This window comes from Bacillus sp. SIMBA_154, assembly GCF_046536015.1.
GTDB classification, from domain to species: domain Bacteria; phylum Bacillota; class Bacilli; order Bacillales; family Bacillaceae; genus Bacillus; species Bacillus pumilus_P.
Window position 1 is genome coordinate 63,083 of the sequence record NZ_JAWJBV010000002.1, and the last position, 22,784, is coordinate 85,866.

The 22,784-nt window shown below is 40.3% G+C and carries 22 protein-coding genes; 3 read left to right on the forward strand and 19 right to left on the reverse strand.

Going from position 1 to position 22,784, the window contains the following annotated elements; translation table 11 throughout:
- Nucleotides 1-19: 19 nt before the first annotated feature.
- From R0K30_RS03755 to R0K30_RS03785, 7 genes are read right to left on the reverse strand one after another with little or no spacing between them, the layout of a single operon-like run.
- A complete protein-coding gene (locus R0K30_RS03755) occupies nucleotides 20-826 on the reverse strand; it encodes a histidinol-phosphatase (RefSeq protein ID WP_230030168.1) in 807 nt (268 codons plus the stop codon).
- Between the two features lie 15 nt (nucleotides 827-841).
- The gene (locus R0K30_RS03760; protein WP_099725812.1) at nucleotides 842-1,615 is read right to left on the reverse strand and encodes an SDR family NAD(P)-dependent oxidoreductase; all 774 of its coding nucleotides are present in this window, start codon (nucleotides 1,613-1,615) and stop codon (nucleotides 842-844) included.
- A gap of 13 nt (nucleotides 1,616-1,628) precedes the next feature.
- Complete coding sequence (locus R0K30_RS03765; protein ID WP_249705481.1) at nucleotides 1,629-2,357, reverse strand: SDR family NAD(P)-dependent oxidoreductase; 729 nt, start codon at nucleotides 2,355-2,357, stop codon at nucleotides 1,629-1,631.
- A complete protein-coding gene (locus R0K30_RS03770; RefSeq protein ID WP_410609262.1) occupies nucleotides 2,354-3,343 on the reverse strand; it encodes a phosphotransferase enzyme family protein in 990 nt (329 codons plus the stop codon). The genes R0K30_RS03765 and R0K30_RS03770 overlap by 4 nt, the downstream gene beginning before the upstream one ends.
- Before the next feature lie 4 nt (nucleotides 3,344-3,347).
- Nucleotides 3,348-3,899 carry a P-loop domain-containing protein gene (locus R0K30_RS03775; RefSeq protein WP_410609264.1) on the reverse strand — a complete coding sequence of 184 codons (552 nt, stop codon included), beginning with the start codon at nucleotides 3,897-3,899 and terminating at the stop codon, nucleotides 3,348-3,350.
- A 13-nt stretch (nucleotides 3,900-3,912) separates the two neighbouring features.
- Nucleotides 3,913-4,956 carry a hypothetical protein gene (locus R0K30_RS03780; protein ID WP_410609266.1) on the reverse strand — a complete coding sequence of 348 codons (1,044 nt, stop codon included), beginning with the start codon at nucleotides 4,954-4,956 and terminating at the stop codon, nucleotides 3,913-3,915.
- Nucleotides 4,957-4,961: 5 nt separating this feature from the next.
- Nucleotides 4,962-6,191 carry a methionine adenosyltransferase gene (locus R0K30_RS03785; protein ID WP_099725998.1) on the reverse strand — a complete coding sequence of 410 codons (1,230 nt, stop codon included), beginning with the start codon at nucleotides 6,189-6,191 and terminating at the stop codon, nucleotides 4,962-4,964.
- 110 nt (nucleotides 6,192-6,301) lie between these two features.
- On the opposite strand from R0K30_RS03785, the gene R0K30_RS03790 reads away from it, so the two are divergent.
- On the forward strand, nucleotides 6,302-7,384 hold the full coding sequence (locus tag R0K30_RS03790; RefSeq protein WP_180275451.1) for a serine hydrolase domain-containing protein: 1,083 nt from the start codon (nucleotides 6,302-6,304) through the stop codon (nucleotides 7,382-7,384).
- Here R0K30_RS03790 and R0K30_RS03795 read toward each other — a convergent pair.
- From R0K30_RS03795 to R0K30_RS03810, 4 genes are read right to left on the reverse strand one after another with little or no spacing between them, the layout of a single operon-like run.
- Nucleotides 7,381-8,550 (reverse strand): phosphoenolpyruvate carboxykinase (ATP), encoded by a 1,170-nt coding sequence (locus R0K30_RS03795; protein ID WP_099725818.1) that lies wholly within the window; start codon nucleotides 8,548-8,550, stop codon nucleotides 7,381-7,383. The genes R0K30_RS03790 and R0K30_RS03795 overlap by 4 nt on opposite strands.
- 23 nt (nucleotides 8,551-8,573) lie before the next feature.
- Nucleotides 8,574-9,719, reverse strand: coding sequence for a nucleotidyltransferase domain-containing protein (locus R0K30_RS03800; RefSeq protein WP_410609269.1), 1,146 nt, complete (start codon nucleotides 9,717-9,719; stop codon nucleotides 8,574-8,576).
- Nucleotides 9,720-9,725: 6 nt separating this feature from the next.
- On the reverse strand, nucleotides 9,726-10,304 hold the full coding sequence (locus R0K30_RS03805; protein WP_099725820.1) for a CYTH domain-containing protein: 579 nt from the start codon (nucleotides 10,302-10,304) through the stop codon (nucleotides 9,726-9,728).
- Nucleotides 10,305-10,323: 19 nt separating this feature from the next.
- Nucleotides 10,324-11,334 carry a hypothetical protein gene (locus R0K30_RS03810; RefSeq protein WP_410609272.1) on the reverse strand — a complete coding sequence of 337 codons (1,011 nt, stop codon included), beginning with the start codon at nucleotides 11,332-11,334 and terminating at the stop codon, nucleotides 10,324-10,326.
- Nucleotides 11,335-11,435: 101 nt separating this feature from the next.
- Between R0K30_RS03810 and R0K30_RS03815 the strand changes: the two genes are divergently transcribed.
- On the forward strand, nucleotides 11,436-11,696 hold the full coding sequence (locus R0K30_RS03815) for an acyl carrier protein (RefSeq protein WP_099725822.1): 261 nt from the start codon (nucleotides 11,436-11,438) through the stop codon (nucleotides 11,694-11,696).
- Here R0K30_RS03815 and R0K30_RS03820 read toward each other — a convergent pair.
- The 3 genes from R0K30_RS03820 to R0K30_RS03830 all read right to left on the reverse strand — a co-directional run bounded on the left by R0K30_RS03820 (nucleotide 11,683) and on the right by R0K30_RS03830 (nucleotide 16,259).
- On the reverse strand, nucleotides 11,683-13,398 hold the full coding sequence (locus R0K30_RS03820) for an ABC transporter ATP-binding protein (RefSeq protein ID WP_099725823.1): 1,716 nt from the start codon (nucleotides 13,396-13,398) through the stop codon (nucleotides 11,683-11,685). The genes R0K30_RS03815 and R0K30_RS03820 overlap by 14 nt on opposite strands.
- Nucleotides 13,395-15,164, reverse strand: a complete 1,770-nt coding sequence (locus R0K30_RS03825; RefSeq protein ID WP_230030162.1) for an ABC transporter ATP-binding protein — start codon at nucleotides 15,162-15,164, stop codon at nucleotides 13,395-13,397. Before R0K30_RS03825 ends, R0K30_RS03820 begins: the two co-directional genes overlap by 4 nt.
- A 177-nt stretch (nucleotides 15,165-15,341) precedes the next feature.
- A complete protein-coding gene (locus tag R0K30_RS03830; RefSeq protein WP_410609275.1) occupies nucleotides 15,342-16,259 on the reverse strand; it encodes an aminoglycoside phosphotransferase family protein in 918 nt (305 codons plus the stop codon).
- Between the two features lie 170 nt (nucleotides 16,260-16,429).
- Between R0K30_RS03830 and R0K30_RS03835 the strand changes: the two genes are divergently transcribed.
- The gene (locus tag R0K30_RS03835; protein ID WP_367307634.1) at nucleotides 16,430-16,693 is read left to right on the forward strand and encodes an acyl carrier protein; all 264 of its coding nucleotides are present in this window, start codon (nucleotides 16,430-16,432) and stop codon (nucleotides 16,691-16,693) included.
- 58 nt (nucleotides 16,694-16,751) lie between these two features.
- Here R0K30_RS03835 and R0K30_RS03840 read toward each other — a convergent pair whose 3' ends face one another.
- The 5 genes from R0K30_RS03840 to ribF form a co-directional block, all read right to left on the reverse strand.
- Nucleotides 16,752-17,984, reverse strand: a complete 1,233-nt coding sequence (locus R0K30_RS03840; RefSeq protein WP_099725827.1) for a M16 family metallopeptidase — start codon at nucleotides 17,982-17,984, stop codon at nucleotides 16,752-16,754.
- Between the two features lie 33 nt (nucleotides 17,985-18,017).
- Nucleotides 18,018-18,926: a polysaccharide deacetylase family protein gene (locus R0K30_RS03845; RefSeq protein ID WP_256499666.1), complete on the reverse strand. Its 909-nt coding sequence runs from the start codon at nucleotides 18,924-18,926 to the stop codon at nucleotides 18,018-18,020.
- 171 nt (nucleotides 18,927-19,097) lie between these two features.
- The gene (gene pnp / locus R0K30_RS03850; RefSeq protein ID WP_099725829.1) at nucleotides 19,098-21,215 is read right to left on the reverse strand and encodes a polyribonucleotide nucleotidyltransferase; all 2,118 of its coding nucleotides are present in this window, start codon (nucleotides 21,213-21,215) and stop codon (nucleotides 19,098-19,100) included.
- Nucleotides 21,216-21,396: 181 nt separating this feature from the next.
- Nucleotides 21,397-21,666 carry a 30S ribosomal protein S15 gene (gene rpsO, locus R0K30_RS03855; RefSeq protein WP_008354438.1) on the reverse strand — a complete coding sequence of 90 codons (270 nt, stop codon included), beginning with the start codon at nucleotides 21,664-21,666 and terminating at the stop codon, nucleotides 21,397-21,399.
- Between the two features lie 140 nt (nucleotides 21,667-21,806).
- On the reverse strand, nucleotides 21,807-22,772 hold the full coding sequence (gene ribF / locus R0K30_RS03860; protein ID WP_099725830.1) for a bifunctional riboflavin kinase/FAD synthetase: 966 nt from the start codon (nucleotides 22,770-22,772) through the stop codon (nucleotides 21,807-21,809).
- Nucleotides 22,773-22,784: the final 12 nt, after the last annotated feature.

A 22,784-nucleotide genomic window follows, 5' to 3' on the forward strand; every position in this document is an offset into this window, starting at 1 on the left:
TAACCCCTTTTTTATAAATTTATAGAGCCAATTTGCGCTTTTGACGAGATTGAAAAATGCACCATTCTTGATACCCCAGTTCCTTCAACGTATGTTTCACTTCCAGCCAATCATCTGCCACGCGGCCTGGCTCATGTGCGTCAGAGCCAAACGTGACATCAATGCCATAAAACTTGGCGCGTTCTAATAGATCAATTGATGGATACCATCCTCCGCAGTCTTTTGTTTTACCAGATGTATTGACTTCAATGACAGAACCACTCTCCGCAATCGCTTTCAGTGCATCATCGACAGCTTCTGTTTTGATATGAGCAATCTCTGGGTAAAATCCTTTTAAGGCGTCAATATGACCTAAAATATCAAACATACGACTCTCTGCGGACATTTGAATCAGCTGGTAATACGCTTCTTTTTCGATCATGGCTTGCTGCTCTGTGATACGTTCCCAGCGCTTTCGGTTAAATAGGTCATATCCATTACTGACATGGACTGAGCCGATGATATAATCAAATGGATAATGTCGATACACGTCTCGGTAGAGGGCCTCGTGTTCTGGAAAATAGTCAGATTCAACGCCTAACAGCACATGAATTTTCCCGTCATATTCCTTCTTCAATTGCAGGACTTCCTCTACATATGAATGAAATTCACTTTTAGCCATTGCCACCCAGGGTTTAAAGTGATCGACCTCTTCACCAAAAAACGGGGAATGATCTGATATTCCAATAAACTCCAGACCTAATTTGACAGCCTCATCGATATATTCTCTGATCTTTCCCTTCGCATGACCGCAGCGTTGGTGATGTGTGTGCAGATCAAATTTCATGAGATTTTTGCTCCTCTACATGGCAGTATAGCCGCCGTCAACCATTAAATTTTCTCCTGTAATAAAGCTCGCTTCATCTGAAAGAAGGAAGATGACAGCCGATGCGATCTCCTCTGGATCAGCTGTTCGTTTCAGCATGTGCATTCCTCCAATATCAGGGTGCTGATTCGCTTGTTCTCTTGTCAGACCAAGTTCTTCTAAATGAAACCGTTCGTTATTTTTATTCCATACCGTACCTGGATTGACTGCATTTACACGAATACCTGCATCAGCTAAATCCATTGCCATACATCTCGTCATATTCACAACGGCTGCTTTCGTTGCGTTATATGTTAAATATTTCGGCTGGGCAATGTGACCTGAGATTGATGCAATATTGACAATGGAGCCTTTTCCTGTCTTCTCCATATGCGGTGCAGTATGTTTGACGCAAAGAGCTTGTCCCATAATATTCAAATCCATGATGCGCCGCCATTCTTCAACGGTTGCTTCAAGGCCTCGCATAATAAAAACCGCTGCACAATTAACCAGCATGTCAATCCGCCTAAAATGATTGGCTGTTTTTTCTACCATTGAAATGATTGCTGCTTCCTCTGCAATATCAGCCTCTATAAACAAAACCTCATATCCTTTTGCTTTGAGCAGTCTTTCTGCTTCTTTCCCGTATTCCACATGGTGATCAGCAATCACGACTTGTGCGCCTTCTTGTGCTGCTCGTTCTGCGACCGCAAATCCAATTCCTTGTGCTCCGCCTGTGACAATGACTGTCTTTTCTTTCATACCTCGCATGTAGTTGCCTCCTCTACCACTGAAGTCTATTTCCATCTCTCAATAATTCTCCTGTTGGTCCATCTCGAGGTAGCTTCGCTGCCCAGACAATCCCTGATGCACCTTCCTGCACAGTTTTAACAGCCTCTGATGACCCCATGTCCGTTTGCACCCAGCCCGGGCATACAGCATTCGCAAGGATAGAATAGGGCGCTCCCTCTAAAGCTGTGACCTTTGTGAGAACGTGCAAAGCAGCTTTTGACATCCGATAATATGGGCCGCTTTTTCCGTCACGCCTGACATCATCTGAAGCGTGGATGGCAGAGAGCCTTCCCATACCACTAGACACATTGACGATACGTCCATACCTAGCCTCTTTCATGTAAGGAAAAACGGCCTTCGTCATTCTGACTGCACCATATAGATTGACATCCATCGTTTCTTGGAGTGTCGATACAGAAAGGTCTAGAAAAGATGGAAATGTGTCATCCCTCCTATTGTCATGAAAGACACCAGCATTATTAATCAAGACGTCCACTCTTCCGTACGATTCCTTAATAAATGCCGACAATCGATCAACCGTTTCTGCATTTGTGACATCCAGTTGAAACGGAACAACCTGCTCATTCATTTCAGAAGCAGCTAATTGGGCGCTTTCAAGCTGCCGAGCTGTTAAAATCACAATCATGCCATCTTGAGCAAGCTGTCTGCACACTTCTTTTCCTATGCCTCTATTTCCACCTGTGACAACAGCCACTTTCATATCCTCATCTCCTTTTGGAGATACCAATTTTCCATCAGCTGGTGCGATGCAGATTGTAGTGCTTGAAAAGACCAATCAATATACCAGTTAAGGAAGTGAGGCGTATGCTTTTGCAGGAGCGTTAAATATCGGCCTGTTGGAATATATAACAGTCTGATAAAAGCAGATATAGAGCGCCATTCATTTTCCGATAAATCTTCGGCATAGGTCTTTAAAAATTGAATTGTTTTAAAAATATCTAGTTGAAACGTCCCACGCTTGATTCTCGTTAACAAAAAAGCGGATATGGCTGCATCATATATTCGCGGTCTATAACCTGCTGTATCGAAATCAAGAACCATGGCGAGCTTCTTGTTACGGATCAGCAGGTTGCCAGAATGAAAGTCACCATGTGTGACAGCATGAGGTAACGTCTCATAAATACTTGGATTTAGCATCACGAGGACATTCATTAGCTCCCGCTCATAGACTTTGAGTAAAGCAGCAGCCTTTTTCGAAGAAACCATCTTTTTAAGTGCACAAGCCGTCTCGTTCAGCGTGTCATCAGGATACGTAATCCAGTTTTTCAGTTCACAATTTGGATTCACAGGACCTTTCGGCAAATTTTTCAATGAATGAAGCTTTTTTAACACCCGAATGGCTTCTTGTTCATCTGAACGATTTCCCATTTCATATGGTCTTCCTTCAAAATATGGCCGTAGCTGCCAGTAGCTCTCTCTGTATAAAATGGTTTTATGCTGGTTCTTTGCCTCAATCATAGGTTGAATCGGAAACCCATGGTCAAGCAACGCATCTGTTAAATCCTCTAAATAATGAAGCCATTCAGCATTATGATTCCTGACACATTTTTTTAATACAAATCGGTTTTTAGTGTATTCTACAAGCCATCCTGCATTAGGACTTCTTCCATTTAAAGGTGTTACACGGTGAGGCTGTTCCGAAAACCAACATTTCAGGACATTGTAAACAACATCTAAATTCGTCATGTCCTCACCCCTTTTCTTCAAGACGTTGGATTTTCTTGAGCACCTGTTCTACCTCTTCTCGCTTATTGACTCGCAGACATGTCACATGTGATGCTTCCTTTAATTGATGAAAAAGCTTTTCGTTATGATGGAGGACCTCTGGATACACATGAAAGGCATATGAGAAAAATTGCAGTGCATTGCCAATCCTCTCCCTATTTCCATTCCAAAGCTTCTCTTTTGTGATAAGACGTTTAAGCGTCCTTTTGATGAGACTAGGAAACGTCTGTCTTCTCTTCACATCGAGCCAAATGATTGTATCAGCATATTCAGCCAATATGTGATGAACAGATGAATATTGTCCATCGATGATCCATTTCCTTTGTTTGACAATTTCATGAACGTTTTCAATAAACAGCTTTTTATCTGTCTTGTTCCAGTCTGCTTGCCAGAAAAGGGCATCGAGCTCATAGTGAGGTAAGGATAAGTCCTGTTTCAATCGGCTTGCGAGTGTCGTTTTCCCAGATCCAGGTGGGCCAACAATCCAGATGCGCTGGCTAACTCCTTCTTTACTCAAGTTGTTCCCTCCGTTACAGAACACGTTCATGCTTTTGGATGTCGTTTTTTACTTTTAATAGTAAAGTGAGCGCTTCATCCCAGTTTAGGTTTTCAGTTAATTCAAATACAGGTGTTTCTCTTGTACCACTTGAACTGATGGACACATCTTCACATAATAAATCTAATTCCTCAGCTGAAAAGCCATTTTCCCTTAACAACTGGCCAAAAAGTGTATGTGAAGGTGACAGCCTTTTTCCAGATGTACTAAAATAACGAATCATTCCGGCCATTGCCTCTATAGGACCTGGCGAAAGATGTATGCCGTTAAACCGTGTACACACGTTTGTTATGCTGAACCTTTTTTGCTCTGTGAGCAGCATGTGTTTAAAAGAGCCTTCTCTCGCTTCGTGAGGATCAGTTGCACCAATAAAGTGTTCTCTCATCACCCTCATTGGCTTTTGGGTAAAGCATTCAATGACGATAACAGACCGCCTCGGAGCAGTGAACCAATCAATTTGACAAGGATGGAATGAATTGAGCAGGAGCATCTTTTCTCCGTCCACCTCGGCCTCAATTGCATATGTCCCTGCACCTAACTTATCCACCTTGACATTTCTTGTTAAAAGCTCTAAACCATATGGCGTGAGCTCTTGATACTTTTGTAAAAATTGATGTCCTCCATAAATCAAATGTTCCTTCGTTCTATACTCCGGGTATTTTGTTGACAGCACCTTTTTTGCTGCTTCTGACAATTCGCTCAAACCGTTTCTAGAAATCCGATTGAGCATCCCATATTGATTTTCTAATATTTTCTCTTCTTTCAAATATAAGGATGACAAAACGCGGACGGCCCCTATTTCTACATCATCATTAGCTAATCGGTTCAGTAATTCATCTAGTATTCGATCCAGCTGAACCCCCTGATTGATGTTGGTTAATTCAGGCTTGAGCATGATGAGAACATGATGTTGATTCACATCCTGATGTTTTTTGACTTCGTACGGTTGAATTGTCACTGTCAAAGGCTCTTGTGTATTCACACATGCATGGACTGCATCAATGACTTTTTTTTTCATCTTTTTTACCACATTGTAACGCCTTTAAAAATTAAATCCTTTGTGACATCGCCCATTGAATGAACAGCCTTCATGACGAGATTTTCAATTTGCTTTCTTTCATCCTCATCTCCATCCCATTGTTGAATACGGACGGAAATTTCATCAGGGTTATGGAGAGGTGCCTCTTTTGAAGTAAAGATATGCACTTCTGTCGGCTTTTGAATGGTCTCAAAAATTTGATCTGCCAACCTTTGAGCCAGCACTCCGTACAATTTCCCTGTATGATCAAGTGGGTTTTTTCCAGCTGGAGCTTCAATACTCATCGACCGCATTGGCGTGATGAGTCCATTTAGTCTATTCCCCCTGCCAACTACTCCCACATCCCCAGTATCAGCAACAGATCCAAGTGCTGTTAAATATGGACGACCGTTGCGATCGGTTGCGTTTAGCATGAGATCCGGTTTAAGTCCTAACGTTTCATCAATATACTGTGCGATTTGATCCTGGCATTCTTTTTTACGGGAAAAATACTCTTCAAGGCTATGAATATCTTTTGCTAAAAAAGGCATATTCACAATGAGTTTGAAGTCTTCATGCCGCCTGCTTCCAAATATTTTCACGTCCCAGCCGGTATCTGGGTTTACCCTTTTGAAATCTGGCCCATTCACATAACGCTCTGTATAAAGAACCAACTTTTCAAGACGGCTTAATGGTGCATGAGCATGTAATAGGTTACAGTCATTTGAAACTAGCTTTGGATCGCCGATCTCAATCATGTCTGTTTCAATCATCGGACGATATCTCGAGTTTTTACGACCAGCCCCTTGATGATCGACGATTCGGCAGTCAATGACGAGATGCTCGTCAGGATCGAATCCTGTTGTCACTTCTGATAACACATCCTTGGCCGCATCAAATAGGATTTTCTTCAGAGGGATTGGCTCTTCGCCGTATGCATACGCTCCTTTTCCAGCAAATACAACTTGATAAGGCTTGACCATCGTTCCTTTCCCATACTGTACATCAGCATCTCCCCCAAGAAGCATCACTTTGTCAAACCAATGATGTGCTACTCTTCCGAAATGCTCCATGCAATATTGAGAATAGTATTGAGAAGCTCTTTCTGCTATGGCATCACACATGGTATCTGGATGCCCTACCCCTTTGCGTTCCACAAGCTCATATGGAATTTGTTCAATATCTTGGCCATCACCTTTTAAAATATCAAGAATTGTTTTTTGAATTGTTTTCATCATCTATCGCCCGCTCTCATTTAAAATATGAAAAGTAATGATAGATCACCTTAATTCCACACGAAATATTTGGTAATATATATATATTCTGTATGAAAGAGGTGTCTATTTTGATCAATGAATTGACCCTGCAACGTTTGCAAGATACAACCACTGACATTAAGAAGTTATTGAATCAACATCAAATTCCCGGCTGCTCCATTTGCATTTCTCATGAAGCTGAACAAATTTGGTCATGGCATGAGGGCCTAGCTGATATGGATAGTGGCACTCCAGTCACAAAAGACACAACCTTTCGAATTGGTTCTGTGACGAAACCTTTTACTGCAATGGTCATGATGAAACTGCGAGATGAAGGGTTGATTCAACTCGATGAACCCATTCATACTTACGAACCTTTACTATCTTTATTAAAAAGTCATGTGTCTGAACCAGTTCCTCTCACTTTTCGTATGATTGCCTCTCATATATCGGGCCTGCCCAAAACACTCGATAAAGCGAGCCATATAAGAGAAATAACATTAGCTGAGTGTATTGACTTGCTCACCATATTCACACCACCTTGGTCTATCATCAATTATTCTAGCCTTGGCTATTCTATTTTAAGTAAAGTACTAGAGAAAGTGAGTGGCCAACCATTTAGAAAGTTAATGCAATCCCGCATTCTAGATCCGCTCCATTTGAAGCAAACTGGGTTTATTGAAACAGCATTCACAGCAAAAGGGTATACAGTTTCTTCATCTGGCTTATCTGATATATCCTATCCAAGTGCTGAAACACCATCTTGGGAAGACGGTTCAAGTGGACTATTCTCTACCGCAGATGATTTGATTCAACTCATCCAAGCTCAATATGGCGGAAGCCGCCTGCTTCATCAGCATTCGTTAAAGGAAATGCAAAGCCCCGTTATGGTTGAAGAAGATTTCAGCAGAGGCGTTGGCCTTTCATGGTTTTTAAGACCTTTCAACGGATTCACCTTAGCTGAACATAGCGGAGAAATTAAAGGATTCACCTCCTATATCGGATTCATCCCAAAACAAAAATTAGGCATTTGCATTCTATTAAACTCTGACGAACGGATCGCAAGGCCGATTGCCGATAGGCTCTTTCAGCTCATGCTGCCAGCAGATAACGAACAGATAAAAAAGCGTGAAGACCGGCTCAAGCGAATGTTTAGACAATCGTCTCTTTAAATTGAACTTGCTTTTTTGTTTAATAAATCTGGAATCGCTTCCTGCAGCTTCCGGGGATCGCCCTCTAAATAAAAACATGGCATATTAAACAAGTGATGGATGAGCTCAGATGCCTTTTGTTCAAGAAAGGTATCTGAAACACTTCGAAGTCCGAGCCAGCCTTTTAAATAATCAGGATCTTCTGGCTCTCTTATATTTGCTAACATAATGTCTTTCGCTTTTTGATCATCTTTTTTTACTGGCACCAGCCTAATCTCACCTGACCCTATTTTGAGTGAGGGGAAAATCACCATATCTACTTTAGTTGAGCTTCGAATGGTTGCTCCCGTCATTTCAGCAGCTTCTTTTGGCGTGATTTCAAACTTACAGCCGCTCGCCCATTTTTCTTTCGCTTCTTCTTCTGTTGAAATGGTTTCATCCCATATTCTTTCATCTTGAGACCTGCTAAATGTTCTATTTTTTAATTCCTGTATGTTCGTTGTTGCCTGGACAGTTCCTACTCCAAGCGCCAAGCACATCGGCCATCCATAAACAGTGAGCTCCTGACCTTCAAGCATAGAAATAGAACGATCATTTGTGATAAAATCTGCTCCTCCATTATGCAAAAACTGCCACATAGTGGTAGACTTCCCTGCACCTTTATCCCCTATAATTAACGCTCCTTTTTTACCTTCTTCAAAAGAGACCGCTGCTGCATGCGTAAAACATCCCCCCTGATTTTCTAGCGTTCTAAGCGCAATTTCTCGAACGATTCGCAGTGGACAGCGTATGGCAGACTCATTTTTGCTTTTTCCGATCACAGCATAGCGCCCTTTATCAACCGCCACACTGTGCGGCTCGTCACCTTCATGTGATGCAAATAAGATGAGATCGTCTGACTTCAATCGTTTGTAAGTAAACTTCCTTTTTGCTGTAATGGTTTCACCTGTTTCGAAGCAATCGCTGCGAATGGATTGTTCGAGCACCGGATCAATGATAAATCGTATGTCAATCTGGGAAGATAGATCGCCCATATGGCTGACTGGCTCTTTCGGTATATAATGTTCAATATCTTCAATAGCAAGCGATTCGGTTGATAGAATTTGAAAATGAATACCTGCAAACACAAACGATTTTTTATATGGAAACGCTTCCTCGGGTTTTTTAAAGAGCGCCTTTAAATCCATTTAGATTCCTCCTCTTCAATTGACTATTGCCTTTCAGGAAACAGCTGTATAACTGGTTCCTCTTCAAGCTCATCGCGATTATCCAGACTAAAAAAACGATCGACAAAGGATTTTTTCCAGGTTTTCAAAGAGCCGAAATCATTTTCACCATAGGCTTCCAAGAACGATTGATCACTCATGTCTAGCTGCGGCATTTGGTCAATATAATTCGTTTGATACAATAAGTCTAAAAAAGTAAACGTGTAAAAAAGTGCTTTTTCAGCCCCTAGTTCTTTCGCTCTTTCTTGCAAGGCATGCCACTCAAGCTGGTTTTGTTCTTCAGCGTACATGACATACTCCCTTACATCACAAAACTTGATCAAATTAAGATCTGCATGTAAGTAGACATACTGTACATTTGTTGCCTCCTTGTATAGGTGGAAAGCAAGATGGATGAGAAAATCTAAAGGTTGAAGCAAATAGGTGTCCGTTTGAAAAAATACTTTTTCTTCTGAAGCATCCAGCAAGGCACTTGTTGCCTGATAGTTTTTTTTGAGCTCAACATCATAAGAAAAATCGACGCGGTGTACCTTCAAAAAGTCTTCTCCGCTACGTTTAACATGAGAATAGAGATTCCCCGCATTGATTCTCCACATCATTTCTTCTTCACGAGAAATCGGAATTTCCTGATCTGTTGTCCAATCATATTTCCCAATAATAAAACCTTCATTCTTGAGCAATAAAGAAGCACTCTTTCGATCATCTGGATGAATCAAGAAGTCAAGGTCCGACATCATTCGCAGTCCATAATCTTTGTATACAAGCGGTGTTAATATGGCTCCTTTGAGGGGGACCGCTTTCAGCTTTGCCTCTCGAAATATTTGTAAAAGACGCTGGAATTCTTGAAATCTCACCATATTCTTTTGACGATTACCTATATATTGATAGTGAAGCAAAAACTTGTACGTCGTCGTTATGCTTTTTTCGACATCAAGGCGAATCAAATGAGGTGTAATGAGCTGAAGCACCTTATGTCTAGATGCAAGTCCGATAAACTTCGGCATATCTATGCCATCTTTCAATAAGTCTCTAATGGACTCTTCTTCTTGTTCATTTAATTGAATACGTGAGCCAAGTAATAACAGCCTCTGCTCATTTGAGAGAGTCGATTGATCCAAAACAGCCCGCATGCTTGACTACTCCTTCCCGTATAACGATTTAAATCTTGTGATAAATCGAGAACGTTTCCCTTTTCGATTAGCTGGCATGTCCAAATCACCAGTTAGTGTATAAAAGCATTTATCTGCCTCATACGCCTTTTCACTGTCATATTCAATTTCTAATTCATAATCTGTGATCCCAAGATAGCTGCTTTGATCCAAGTCCACTTTTACGCCTGTCTCAATGTAAAAGGTTGTGCGTTCAGTTACTAATAACCCTAATAATTCTGGATGTTGAGTGAATGTAAAAGGCAGAGACGTTAATAGGTTCTTTAAATCTAACTTTTGCGGTAAATCATCAATAGGAAATGAAGTTTCTTCTCTTATTCTTTTATATCCAGAGGTTTGACTGGGACTTTTTATCTCAAGTGTTAGTTTATCGCCGATTTGACGGATACGTATCGTATAGCCAAATCGCTTAAATAAAAAATCTGGGGTGTCGTAGTAGTAATTGAAGTTAAGTATATGAGTAGGTTGATGACTTCGACTTAACATGTCGTGTATGTGTTGAAAATCTATCCGTGACAGCAAATATTTATACTCCTGCTCAACCATGATTCACCTCCAAAAAGACTCAAACCACAATGTCAGATTGTTCAAGAAGCTCTTGAAGTAAGGCCGTTCCTTTCTCTAAAGAAGTAAATGCCTGCTTTAATGAATAACAAGGGATCTTTTTCGCAAGTGTGTCAAGAAATGGTTCTAACTCTTGAGCTGTCGGCAATGTGAAATAAGGTAGTAAGAACTCGTTATGTCTTCCAGGATTGATGACCGCATGCTGCTTCAGGCGCTCAGCTGCCTCTTGTGGAGTGATTTTAGAAAGCGCTGCACCAGTTTGTCCGTGAGGTAAAAATTCAGGAAACACGATCACATCGATTTTCCCCTTTGTTTTCACTTCACGTGCAAACCATTTTTCTAATTCCTCTGGATATACAAAATGATATTTCTTATCATCTTGATTAAATGGATGACTCGATGTTTGAAGCCTGTATTGAGTATCGAGCGCTTCGATTGCTTCAAATGAATCTTTCCGAATACTCATTGATCTCGGCCATCCAGTTCCTGTGTACTGATTGTCCTTGTATTCAATACCTATGTCATCGTTTGTTATATAACGGGCATCGGTTAAGGCTAACAAGGATAAAATTGTGGACGTTTTCCCCGCTCTAGACCCACCTATCAGTGCAACACCTTTATGATTCATCTCCATTATGCCGCCGTGCAAATAGATGAGTCCCTTTTGATAACACATAAGACGAAGCAGAACTCTTATTAGCCGTAATGCGTGTTGCGTCACCCACCGCACATCCTTTGGCTCGTCAATGACGATCACTTTTTTCTCTCCGTCATAAAGGTAGCGGCAGCGTGGTTCCATCTTGGTTTCGTAAAATACTTCATCAAGTGTCATTTCTTTTTGAATTTTTTGTGCGTATTCACCTGTTAAAATCGTCCAAATTCCTTCATGTGTCCCTGTTGTTTTGTTGCAATCAATATAGGGATGAACTTTACTTATGACTAGATTCTGTATTGATTCATCTGCGCCTAATACTACACGAACACCTTTTTTCTGATAGCTTACATATGACAATGAATGCAACCCCTTATCATAGATTTGTAAAAACAATTGCATTTTTTTCCTGAATCAACCAAAATGTAGAGTATATCGATCTCTTAGAAAGGAGCCACGACATGAATGAACAGACATTAACAGCAGTTGAAGAAAAGATTGTCGAGCTGGTGATGAATAAGTTGTCACTCACTGAGCAGCCAAGTCGAGATGATAGTTTAAAAGCTTTAGGATTAAATTCTGTACAAATCGTCTCTTTTGTTATTTCACTTGAGGATACCTTTCATGTTGCGTTTGAAGACGAAGAACTACACCCAGACCACTTCCGCACCTTAGATCGACTCTTTACTTTGGTTAAAAACAAACTAACTAAGACGCTGTAATGACTTGCGCCATAAATAAAGAGCGGTAATGCGAGGAGGCTTCCATCAGCTCCTCGTGGGTGCCGCAGCTTTGAACAACACCGTTCTCCAGTACATAGATCATATCTGCATTTTGTATGGTCGATAACCTGTGCGCAATGACCAGCATGGTGTTTCCCCCTTGAGCATCGTCGATTCCTTTTTGCACCATCCTTTCTGTCTGCCGATCAAGTGCGGATGTCGCTTCATCTAATATCAGTAAATCAGCTTGTTTTAGAAGAGCTCTTGCGATAGCTAAACGCTGTCTTTGTCCGCCTGATAGGGAAATCCCTCTCTCTCCAATCACTGTATCAAACCCTTTTTCAAGCCCTTTTATGAAGGAAAGAATTTGCGCAATCTCACAAACTTGTTCAAGTTGCTCATTAGTAATATCTGTTAATCCCATGATTAAGTTCATACGTATAGAATCCGGAAAAAAATAGGGCTCTTGAGGCACAACTGCTACTCGTTTTAAAAAATGGGATGCCTCGATGTCTGTTAGATCGACTCCATTCACTAGAACCTTCCCACTATCTGGTCTATAGAGTCCTACAGCCAACTTTGAAATGGTCGATTTCCCGCTGCCGCTCGCACCAACAATGGCGACTTTCTTCCCCTTTGGAATATGAAGATTCAGCCTGTCTAAAGCTCCCTTTGCTGTCTGTTCATAAGAGAAACAAACCTCTTCAAACAGTATATCTTCAACATCATCTATACGTTTTGTTCCTTTTGATTCACTTTCCACATGCAACACTTCTCTGATTCGATGAATCGATGCACGCTGGTGAAAAAATTCAAAAACATACTGAAATAATTCCTGATAACTCTTCATTAATTGAGATGCATATTGATAAATGACGACAAATAAACCGATTGACATTTTTCCTGCTGCTACTTGATACGTTCCAAACAAAAGCACAGACAATATGCCTAACCATTTCAATGGTTCTGTCAAAAAAAGAAGCTTATTTTGAAACTTACCTTCTTTCATCACGCTATCCATCATTTTGTTGAATAGCTTTTCATACAAACCGATCTCCCATTTGCGCCTGTCAAATGCCACAATTTCTCTTGTAGAAGAAATACCTTCTTCAACATGCACAAATAAATCTGACTTTCTCTCCTGCACATCTTTTGCTATGATTGTTGCCTTATTCGCCATTGTTTTACCAACAATGAAATAACAAGTGCTTGCAAAAAGAAGCAGGAAAAATAATATAGGACTCACAGATAGTAAAATGAGTGATAAAACAACAGCCATGAAAATGGTTTGGACGATTTTCGGTATATGTAAAGCAGCAGTGACAGCGACTGTCTTTACATCTTGATTGAGCTTGTGTAAATAAAAACTAACAGGATGTTTTTTATAGCTTCTCATCGATACTTGCTGAAGCTGATCCATCATCTTTTTTTGCAATGAATGGTGAATAGAAAGGTAGTTTTTATGCATTACATATGGGCTGACAACAAACATCACAACATATACGAAGAAGACAATGGCAAACAGCATTAAGATATGACGGAATTGTTCACCGCCATTACTCAAAAGAACATCGTCAATCAGCCACTTTTGGAGCCCAATCATTGCTAAATTCGCTGCAGCCTCTATCAAAACAAATAAAAGGGCGAGGAAGAGCATCCATTTTTGTCTTGCGATCAAAAGAAACAGCCAGTTTTTTTTCATGTTACACCTGCCTCCTTTTCTGATCGGTCAGACGCTAATTGGTAAAAATGTCCCTTTTTCCTCATCAATTCGTTAAAATGTCCGGCCTCTAATATACAACCATCTTTTATGAAGATAATTCTGTCAAAATGTCTCACTGTTGATAGCCGATGAGCGATTGCAATGACAGTGGACTCTTTGAATGTTTGATGCAATGCCTGCTGAACTTTTTGCTCGCTGACACTGTCAAGAGATGCTGTTGCTTCGTCGAGCAAGACAATGCTTGGATTCTTAGCAAATAGTCTAGCAATAGCTATCTTTTGTTTTTGACCGCCAGAAAGTTTTAATCCCCTTTCCCCAAGTATGGTGTCATATCCATGTTCTAGTTCTCTTATAAATGAATCGCAATCAGCTTTTTTAGCAGCTTCAACGAGTTGTTGATCTGTAAGACTCGTATCTCCAAAGCGAATATTGTCTTTTACACTCATATTGAATAAAAATGTTTCTTGAAAGACAAACCCCATCGCAGCTCTTATTTGACTAGTTGGTAAACGGCGCAAATCAATTCCATCAATTGTAATGACCCCAGATGCAGGGTCATAAAAGCGACCAATTAGTTTGAGAAATGAAGTTTTCCCTCCCCCGCTTGTACCGACAAGCGCCACTTTTTCACCACGTCGAATATGTAGATTCATCCCTTTTAATAAAGGCGGATGATTTGGATAGTGAAAATCGATGTCATGAAACACGATATCGCCTTTCACCTGTTCAAGCAGAATCGGCTGCTGAGGTTCTCTAATATCAGGTGTTTTTTTCATAAAATGATATAACGGTTCAATTTGAAAGGTTAAGATTCGTTGTTCTGTTAAAAGTGTGACAATGGAAGTGAGCATATGCATTGCAGAAAAATAATATAGTATATATGCCACAAAACCGCCTGTTGTCAGCTGGCCATTTTTCACAAGGTAGATACCGACACCAAAAGTAGCAAGAGCGCCAATATAATAAGTGAGACGGCGGTTGCTTCCTCGTAAATAGGCGAAAAAAACATTTTTTTCATGATCTTGTCTTACCTGTTCATGAAGTTTTTGAATCCGCTTCATATCCCAATTCATATAGCCTAATATTCTAAGCTCTTCCATCGAAGCAAGACTTTCGTATAATTTTGTTTGCAGCGTGCGAAAACCTTCAGCACTTTGTCTGCCATAGACGGTTGCCTTTTTTTCAAGCCATGGTCCAAAGATATAGTAGAGAATAAAACTTGGAATGATGATAAGTGTGAGTAAGATAGAAATTTGTATCATAAAGTAGAGTGAGATGGTGATAAATAATGTCTGATTGATAAATTGTGGGAAGTATCGTCTGTAAATTTCTTGTACAGCTCGTGTTTGTGTGTTCACAAAGGAGAGTGTTTCACTAACAGAATGTTGTTCGTAGTATGAGAAACCGAGTTGACGGATTTGCTGGAAGGCAGCAAATTGTGAATCTCTTGAGGCTTGTTCAATTAATTTTCTTTGCCATAAATTACGTGCGGCTGTCAGTATAATACCAAAAGTAATCAGGCCTGTTAGCCCTAGCAATAATCCATTCATTTTTGAAAAGTCTCTTGATGGCAAAATTGTCTCAATAAAATATTGAATAAATTTCGGTATAATGAGTTCGCTCAAGGTAATGATGAAACCACTCATCATGACTAGTATGACTTTACCTTTATAAGGTTTTAAGAATGAAAGTGTCCATAAATAGACATGCCATAACTGCTTTGAATCCTTATCGATTTGTTTCAATCCATCACCAGCCTTTTGCTCTTTTTCAACAAAAAACGGAATTTTTTTACATGTTTTTTGATCCTTGTTTGGATTATATAAAATGTTTTTACTGATGACAATGTGTAATTTGTATCATTATAACAAAAAAGGCAGTGACTTCCATCACTGCCTAATTGTCCTATATTTCACTGTGATCTAGCGATATGGTGCATACCAATGTGGTTCCATTTGATAAAAATATTCATGATCTTTTAACACATTTTCTAGTCTTTCAATCATCTCATCCATTTGACCTGGGTCAAATTTAATGACCCACATAATCGATGAAAAGATACTCATTGCGACATAAACAGAATAAAGAAGCCAAAAATCATCTGGCACTTTGTCATCAAAATAGCCATTGATTTGACCAGCCGAAAAGGCCTGGCTTGTTTCTCTGCTGAAAAGGGCTACTTTATAAAAATCGTGAATGGGATCTCCCCAATCAAAATTGTTAAAATCGATGACACCTGCATATTTATTTTTCTTGATAATAATATTACCTAAATGAAAATCATCATGCTGAAATTGGTTAGGTCTGTTTTTGACAACATCTATATGCTCGGCAATAAATCGAGCAACTTTTTCATCCCCTTCTAGGGAAATACCACTTGCTCGGTAAGCCTCTAAATACCGATGATGTTTTTTGATCACACGATCTTCCCAAGGTTCGATATTTGATGGTGCCGGATATTTGTGCATGTTTCTTAAATCCCTTCCAGCACTTACCCCAATCGCATACTGCTTTTCTTCTGTTAATTGAGTTATGATTTCTTTTGCTTCTTGACCTTCTACAAACGATAAAATATAGTAAACTAGCTGCTTTTCTTCTAAGTAACCCATATTGACTGGGGCAGCACACTGAACCCCGAGATGTTTTAATTTAGCAAGCAACTCAAACTGAGTCTTTATTTTCTCATATTGGTCTTGCTCTGTGAATCGAAGGACGTATTTTTCACCTGATGACATTGTCACGATCCATTTATGATCCCGGGAATAACCTTTATCAATTTGGTCTATGGAGACCGCTTTTTTTAATAAGGGAATGTGCTGCGCAAGGTCTTTTTTATTCATCTATTGATCAATCCTTCCCAGTCTCTTTTCTTCTCACTCTACCAAATATTTCTTTTGAAGAAAATGATCAACAATTCCTATTTGTGTAGAAACTGCTTTACAATGTTTTTCCATTCTAATATAGTTAATTTATGTAAATGATAGAAAATTTGTAAAAAGGAGCGTTGCAGATGAATGAAACGACGGATATCCTTTCACTATCAAGTCAAGTTCAAGATTTGGTCCTGCGTTCTTTGGACAATGAAAGCAAGATTTCTATTGGTACAGACGAAGAGTTAACGAATCACGGTCTCGATTCGATCAAAGCAGTTTCTCTCATTTTGGAACTAGAAGAGGTTTTTGATATTCAATTTGCAGATGAAGAATTATTGACAGATAATTTTTCGACAATCAATAAAATTGTCCAGCAGCTTCAAAACAAATTAGCTGATTAATCTTTACAATTTTGGACATAAAAAACGGCATCTCTTCAAAAGACATGCCGTTTTTCGTTTATACAGAAGGAACATCACCTGTCGGACTAATAAGCGAGAGCGCATAATCTTCTGTAAAGATTCGTTTAGATAGGTTATTCACGCCGTCTAATGTGACGTGATTGATTTCATCAATAATTTCATCGAGCGTACGATGTTTGCCAAGGAGCAATTCATTTTTACCATTTCGGCTCATCTTGCTGTTTGTGCTTTCAAGACTGAGCATGAGGTTGCCTTTCATTTGCTCCTTAGAATTTTCAAGTTCTTTCTGCGTGATTCCCTCACGTTTTAAGACGTCTAATGTTTGTAAAATGGTTTCAGAGAGCAGGTTTAATTGTTTCGCTCCAGTCCCGCCATAGATCGTCAGCATGCCGTTATCTGCAAATGAACTGTGATAGCTGAATACGGAATAAGCAAGCCCTTTGTCTTCTCTTACATCTTGGAACAAACGGCTGCTCATGCTTCCGCCAAGAACATTATTTAAGACGATTAAGTCATAGATGCCTTTATCTCCAGCAGGAAGACCATTAAAGCCCATGCATAGATGTGCCTGTTCAGTTTCTTTTTTGCGAGTGAGCTTATCATAATGAAATTGCGGAGCTTCTACAGGCTGCTTTTTCCCTTTCCCTTCATAAGAGCCGAACAATTTTTCAACCTCGCGAATGAAGGTGTCATCTACATTCCCTGCAACTGAGATAACGACGCGATCCGGCGTGTAGAATTCATCCATATATGCTCTAAGGGAATCACCATTAAAGGTAGAGAGTGTTTCCTCTGTTCCTAAAATCGGGTACCCTAATGAATGCTCACCGTAAATGGCTTTGCCTAACAAATCATGAACGATATCATCAGGTGTATCCTCATACATTTTAATTTCTTCATAAACAACATTTTTTTCTTTTTTCAGCTCATTTTCATCAAAAGCGGAATGAAAGAACATGTCGCTTAATACATCGAGGGCGTAACCAGCATGTGAATCAAGCACCTTTGCATAGTAACAAGTGTATTCTTTTGACGTAAAGGCATTCACTTGACCACCAATGCGGTCAAAAGATTCTGCGATATCACGTGCAGATCTCGTCTTTGTTCCTTTAAAGAACATATGCTCTAAAAAGTGTGAGATCCCGTTAATTTCTGGTGTCTCATGTCTAGAACCTGTTCCAATCCAGACGCCAATTGCGACAGATCTCACAGTGGGATTGTTTTCAAGTACAATTCTTACTCCGTTTTGGCATGTATACGTTTTGACCAAGTTTTGCTCCTCCTATTCAACAAACAGATCGCATCACGGATGTCTTTTTTCACTTAGGAGGTCAGAAACCGTTCCTAATTCATATCCTCTTTCCTTGATTTGAGTGATAAGTGCGTCAAGACTTTTCGCCGTTGCATCTGTTGGATGCATTAATATCATCGCCCCATTGTGAATTTTCCCAAGAACCCGTTTTTGTAAAATGTCTGGTGACGGTTTTTGCCAGTCAATGGTGTCTACCGTCCACATGATGGTTTCCATTCCTTCTTTTGCGGCAAGCTTCACTGTTTCTTCTTTAAAGCTGCCGCTTGGAGGGGCAAACCACTTCGGTTTTTTTCCAAGGGATTCTTCAATTTGACGATTTGTTTTGGTAATCTGCTCTAATGCTCGTTCTCTTGTCAGTGTGCGCATATCCGGGTGATTGTATGAATGATTTCCAATTTCATGACCATCTGCCACGATTTTTTTGGCAAGGTTTGTGCTCTTTTTCACCCATTTGCCTTCTAAGAAAAAGGTCGCCTTCACCTGATGCTTTTCTAGCGTATTCAACATCTTTGTCAAATGCTCGTCACCCCAAGCCACATTGATGAGGAATGCATTCATTTTTTTATCTGGATGCCCCTTATAAATGGGCTCAGCACCAAGTTCCTGTAAATGAATAGATGGTTTTGTTTCATTGAAAACAAGCAGCTTTTCATCGAATGTCCCAAGCTTCTTCATTTTTTCATAAGAAGCATCGATATCAACAGTCTGTCCATTTAAACCAGGCATCTTTTTCCACACTTTATCAATCTTAGCATTTTGCGCCTTTACTTCATAGTCAGAAGACTTCGATTCAATCTCTTGATACAAAATATCTTTCGAAACAGATGCAACCTCAGCATGCTCTTTCATTGATTCAATATATGTGACAGCAGCCGGCTGCTTCATCGTTTGATATGACATGAGCAGTAAAAATACAAACACAATGATTGGTACCGTTTTTTTCAATGGTTGTCCCTCCCCTTTACCACAAATTATGATGGGGAGAAACAAGCTAGAACTAATGTTACCCGCAAGAAAAGAAAGAAGCCTGGCACGAATACCTGGCTTCTAACACATTTTATTTGTTCTCACTTAAGACTGCTCTTCTTCTTTTTCCTTTTCTTCACGTAAAACAGCTTTGCGAGAAAGGTTCACTCGGCCTTGTTTATCGATTTCAGTGACTTTGACGAGTAATTCGTCGCCAATCTTCACGACATCTTCTACTTTGCCAACACGCTCAAGCGCAAGCTCAGAAATATGAACAAGTCCATCTTTTCCGCTGAAGATTTCAAGGAAAGCACCGAATTTTTCAATGCGTTTTACTTTACCTAAGTAAAGCTGACCTACTTCAACTTCTCTGACAAGATCTTCAATGATTTTCTTCGCTTTTTGGTTCATGTCTTCTTCTGTAGAAGAAATAAAGATTGTACCGTCTTGTTCGATATCAATTTTCACACCGGTATCTTCAATGATTTTATTGATTTGTTTACCGCTCGGTCCAATGACATCGCGAATTTTATCAGGATTGATATTCATCGTTAGGATTTTTGGTGCATAACGTGACAATTCTCCTCTAGAAGCTGGAATCGTTGACAGCATGCTATCTAAAATTTCCATTCTTCCTTTTTTCGCTTGTTGAAGAGCTTCTTCTAAGATGTCCTTTGATAGACCATCGATTTTAATATCCATTTGAAGCGCTGTTACACCTTTTGATGTACCTGCTACTTTAAAGTCCATATCTCCAAGTGCATCTTCCATTCCTTGAATGTCTGTCAGCACTGTGTAGTAATCACCAGATTTAACAAGTCCCATGGCAATCCCAGCAACTGGGGCTTTAATTGGAACACCTGCATCCATCATTGCAAGTGTGCTTGCGCAAATACTTGCTTGTGATGTAGATCCGTTTGATTCTAATACCTCTGAAACAAGACGTACCGTATAAGGGAAATCTTTTTCGGATGGGATCACTGGTTCTAATGCACGTTCACCTAGCGCACCATGTCCGATCTCACGGCGACCTGGGCCGCGCATTGGGCCTGTCTCACCAACACTGAATTGCGGGAAGTTGTAATGGTGCATGAAGCGTTTAGATTCTTCAACACCTAGACCATCAAGAATCTGTACATCGCCAAGTGCACCTAATGTACAAATGCTGAGCGCCTGTGTTTGCCCTCTCGTAAATAATCCTGAACCGTGCGTTCTTGGCAGAAGTCCTACTTCTGAAGAAAGTGGCCGGATTTGATCTACACCGCGTCCATCTGGACGTACTTTCTCTTCAGTGATCAGGCGGCGAACTTCGTTTTTGACAAGCTTATTTAGTACATCCTTCGCTTGTTTGACCGTCGCTTCGCCACGCTCTTCTTCTTCAAATTTTTCAACAACAGCTTTTTTCACAGCACTGATCGCATCTTCACGAGCATGCTTCTCATGTACTTGAATCGCTTTCAGCAGATCAGCTTCAGCAAGTTCTTTTACTTCTTCTGCTAACGTTTGATCCACTTCATATAAAGGAATATCGATTTTTTCTTTACCGACTGCCTTGACAATTTCTTCTTGGAATTCGATTAAGCGTTTGATCTCTTGATGACCGTACATGATGGCTTCAAGCATCGTTTCTTCTGGCACTTCATCTGCACCAGCCTCTACCATGTTGATCGCATCTTTTGTTCCAGCCACAACAAGGTTGATGTCGCTTTGTTCAAGCTGATCAACATTTGGGTTGATGATCAGTTTGCCATCAACTCGTCCTACTGTAACGCCAGCGATTGGTCCCTCAAATGGAATGTCAGACACACATAATGCTAAAGATGAGCCAAACATTGCAGCCATTTCAGATGAACAATTTTGATCCACACTCATGACAATACTAATGACCTGTACTTCGTTTCTAAATCCATCTGCAAATAATGGACGAATTGGTCTGTCAATTAAGCGGCTCGCAAGGATTGCCTTTTCACTTGGGCGTCCTTCTCTTTTAATGAAGCCACCAGGAATTTTACCTACTGCATATAATCTTTCTTCGTAGTTCACAGTGAGCGGGAAAAAATCAAGCGGTTTAGGTTCTTTAGAAGCGGTTGCTGAGCTAAGCACAGCCGTATCCCCGTAGCGTACGAGGACCGCTCCGTTTGCTTGCTTTGCAAGCTGGCCAGTTTCAACTGTCAGTTGACGTCCAGCCCAGTCTATGGTGAAGACATGTTTCTCTTGTCCCATTCTGAGAAAAACTCCTCTCTTGTCGTAAAGTTTTAGGTTATTTCTTATTATGAACAAAATGATTTTCACATATCAATGTAAAAGCTGTATGTAGAAGGGTTTTGCCATTCTTTCAACATTTTAACCATAAAATATTAGTGATTATACGATAAAAAAGCGGGAATCCTCCCGCTTTTTACGATTATCGACGTAAGCCTAGTTTGTTAATTAACTCACGGTAACGAGTTACGTCTTTATTACGTAGATACGTAAGAAGATTACGACGTCTACCGACCATTTTCAAAAGACCGCGACGTGAGTGGTGATCTTTCTTATGAGTACGTAAATGCTCGTTTAAGTTGTTAATTGATTCTGTTAGGACAGCGATCTGAACTTCTGGAGATCCAGTATCAGATTCGTGTGTTTTGAACTCATTAATTAATTGAGTTTTACGCTCTTGAGTAATAGCCATCCTGTTTCACCTCCAAATCATGTTAGCCCCATCTACCTCGCAACCGTCGGTGAAGTCGGCCTGCCAAGTAAGTGGTTTTAAAGCTACAGGAATTATCATACTAAAAATATGCTGAATTTGCAAATGGTAGAGCCGTTTTTCTATGATTTTTTTGTTTGGTTGAGCTGATCTTGAAAAAACTGAATCGCTTCTTCTTTATCTAGACTAATTTGAGCCGTTAATTCCTGGATTCCGTTAAATTTTTGTTCACTGCGGATACGCTTGTACCATTGTAATTTAATCGGTTCACCATAAATTTCTTCGTTAAAATCAAAGAGATTCACTTCAATGGCAGGCTGATCCGGACGCTTTTCATAGAATGTTGGTTTGTATCCAACGTTACAAACGCCATCATACACTTTGCCTTTCACTTCTGCTCTCACTGCATATACGCCGGTTGGAGGAATAATGTATTCAGCAGATAAACCGACATTGGCTGTTGGAAAGCCGATCGTTCGTCCGCGTTTGTCTCCATGGATGACAATGCCGCGCAGCTGATAAGGTTTTCCTAAAAGCTCACTCACATACTCAACGTCCCCATTTTTTAATGCGGAGCGTATGAGGGTAGAGCTGACTTTCCGGTCTTGATTGGACAGCTTAGGCACGATGGTTGCCGATATACGCCCTTTCCCGTATTCATCGAACGTTTCCATTGTGCCTGCACCAAACCGGCCAAACGTAAAATCAAAACCAGCTACTGCATGCTTCACATTCAGTTCGTCCAAATATTGATCTACAAACTCCTGAGGGGACAGCGCTGCAAAGCTTTCGCTGAATTGCACAATGTATAAATAGTCAGCGCCTAGCTTTTCAATGAAATCAATTTTATCCTCAAGCGGAGTAATTAAGTCTTTTGGTTCACGAGCTTTTTGTAGAACATGTGACGGATGCGGATGAAAGGTCATGACAGCTAAGGCCAATCCTGCTTTTTCCGCAATGCTTTTCGCTGCGTCAATCACCTTCTGATGTCCGAGGTGAACACCGTCAAAATACCCTAAAGCCATCACAGACGGGGCTTGATCCTTTTGATTCAATGTATGTGGGTGTGAAATATGTATAGTCTTCACGAGATGGTCACC

Excerpts from the sequence above, each read along its gene's own strand:
- R0K30_RS03755 (WP_230030168.1), bottom strand. The coding sequence starts at position 826 with ATGAAATTTGATCTGCACACACATCACCAACGCTGCGGTCATGCGAAG.
- R0K30_RS03780 (WP_410609266.1), bottom strand. The coding sequence starts at position 4,956 with ATGAAAAAAAAAGTCATTGATGCAGTCCATGCATGTGTGAATACACAA.
- R0K30_RS03760 (WP_099725812.1), bottom strand. The coding sequence starts at position 1,615 with ATGCGAGGTATGAAAGAAAAGACAGTCATTGTCACAGGCGGAGCACAA.
- R0K30_RS03765 (WP_249705481.1), bottom strand. The coding sequence starts at position 2,357 with ATGAAAGTGGCTGTTGTCACAGGTGGAAATAGAGGCATAGGAAAAGAA.
- R0K30_RS03805 (WP_099725820.1), bottom strand. The coding sequence starts at position 10,304 with ATGGTTGAGCAGGAGTATAAATATTTGCTGTCACGGATAGATTTTCAA.
- R0K30_RS03845 (WP_256499666.1), bottom strand. The coding sequence starts at position 18,926 with ATGTCATATCAAACGATGAAGCAGCCGGCTGCTGTCACATATATTGAA.
- R0K30_RS03795 (WP_099725818.1), bottom strand. The coding sequence starts at position 8,550 with ATGGATTTAAAGGCGCTCTTTAAAAAACCCGAGGAAGCGTTTCCATAT.
- pnp (WP_099725829.1), bottom strand. The coding sequence starts at position 21,215 with ATGGGACAAGAGAAACATGTCTTCACCATAGACTGGGCTGGACGTCAA.
- R0K30_RS03785 (WP_099725998.1), bottom strand. The coding sequence starts at position 6,191 with ATGAAAACAATTCAAAAAACAATTCTTGATATTTTAAAAGGTGATGGC.
- R0K30_RS03815 (WP_099725822.1), top strand. The coding sequence starts at position 11,436 with ATGAATGAACAGACATTAACAGCAGTTGAAGAAAAGATTGTCGAGCTG.
- R0K30_RS03800 (WP_410609269.1), bottom strand. The coding sequence starts at position 9,719 with ATGCGGGCTGTTTTGGATCAATCGACTCTCTCAAATGAGCAGAGGCTG.
- R0K30_RS03820 (WP_099725823.1), bottom strand. The coding sequence starts at position 13,398 with ATGAAAAAAAACTGGCTGTTTCTTTTGATCGCAAGACAAAAATGGATG.
- rpsO (WP_008354438.1), bottom strand. The coding sequence starts at position 21,666 with ATGGCTATTACTCAAGAGCGTAAAACTCAATTAATTAATGAGTTCAAA.
- R0K30_RS03835 (WP_367307634.1), top strand. The coding sequence starts at position 16,430 with ATGAATGAAACGACGGATATCCTTTCACTATCAAGTCAAGTTCAAGAT.
- R0K30_RS03770 (WP_410609262.1), bottom strand. The coding sequence starts at position 3,343 with ATGACGAATTTAGATGTTGTTTACAATGTCCTGAAATGTTGGTTTTCG.
- R0K30_RS03830 (WP_410609275.1), bottom strand. The coding sequence starts at position 16,259 with ATGAATAAAAAAGACCTTGCGCAGCACATTCCCTTATTAAAAAAAGCG.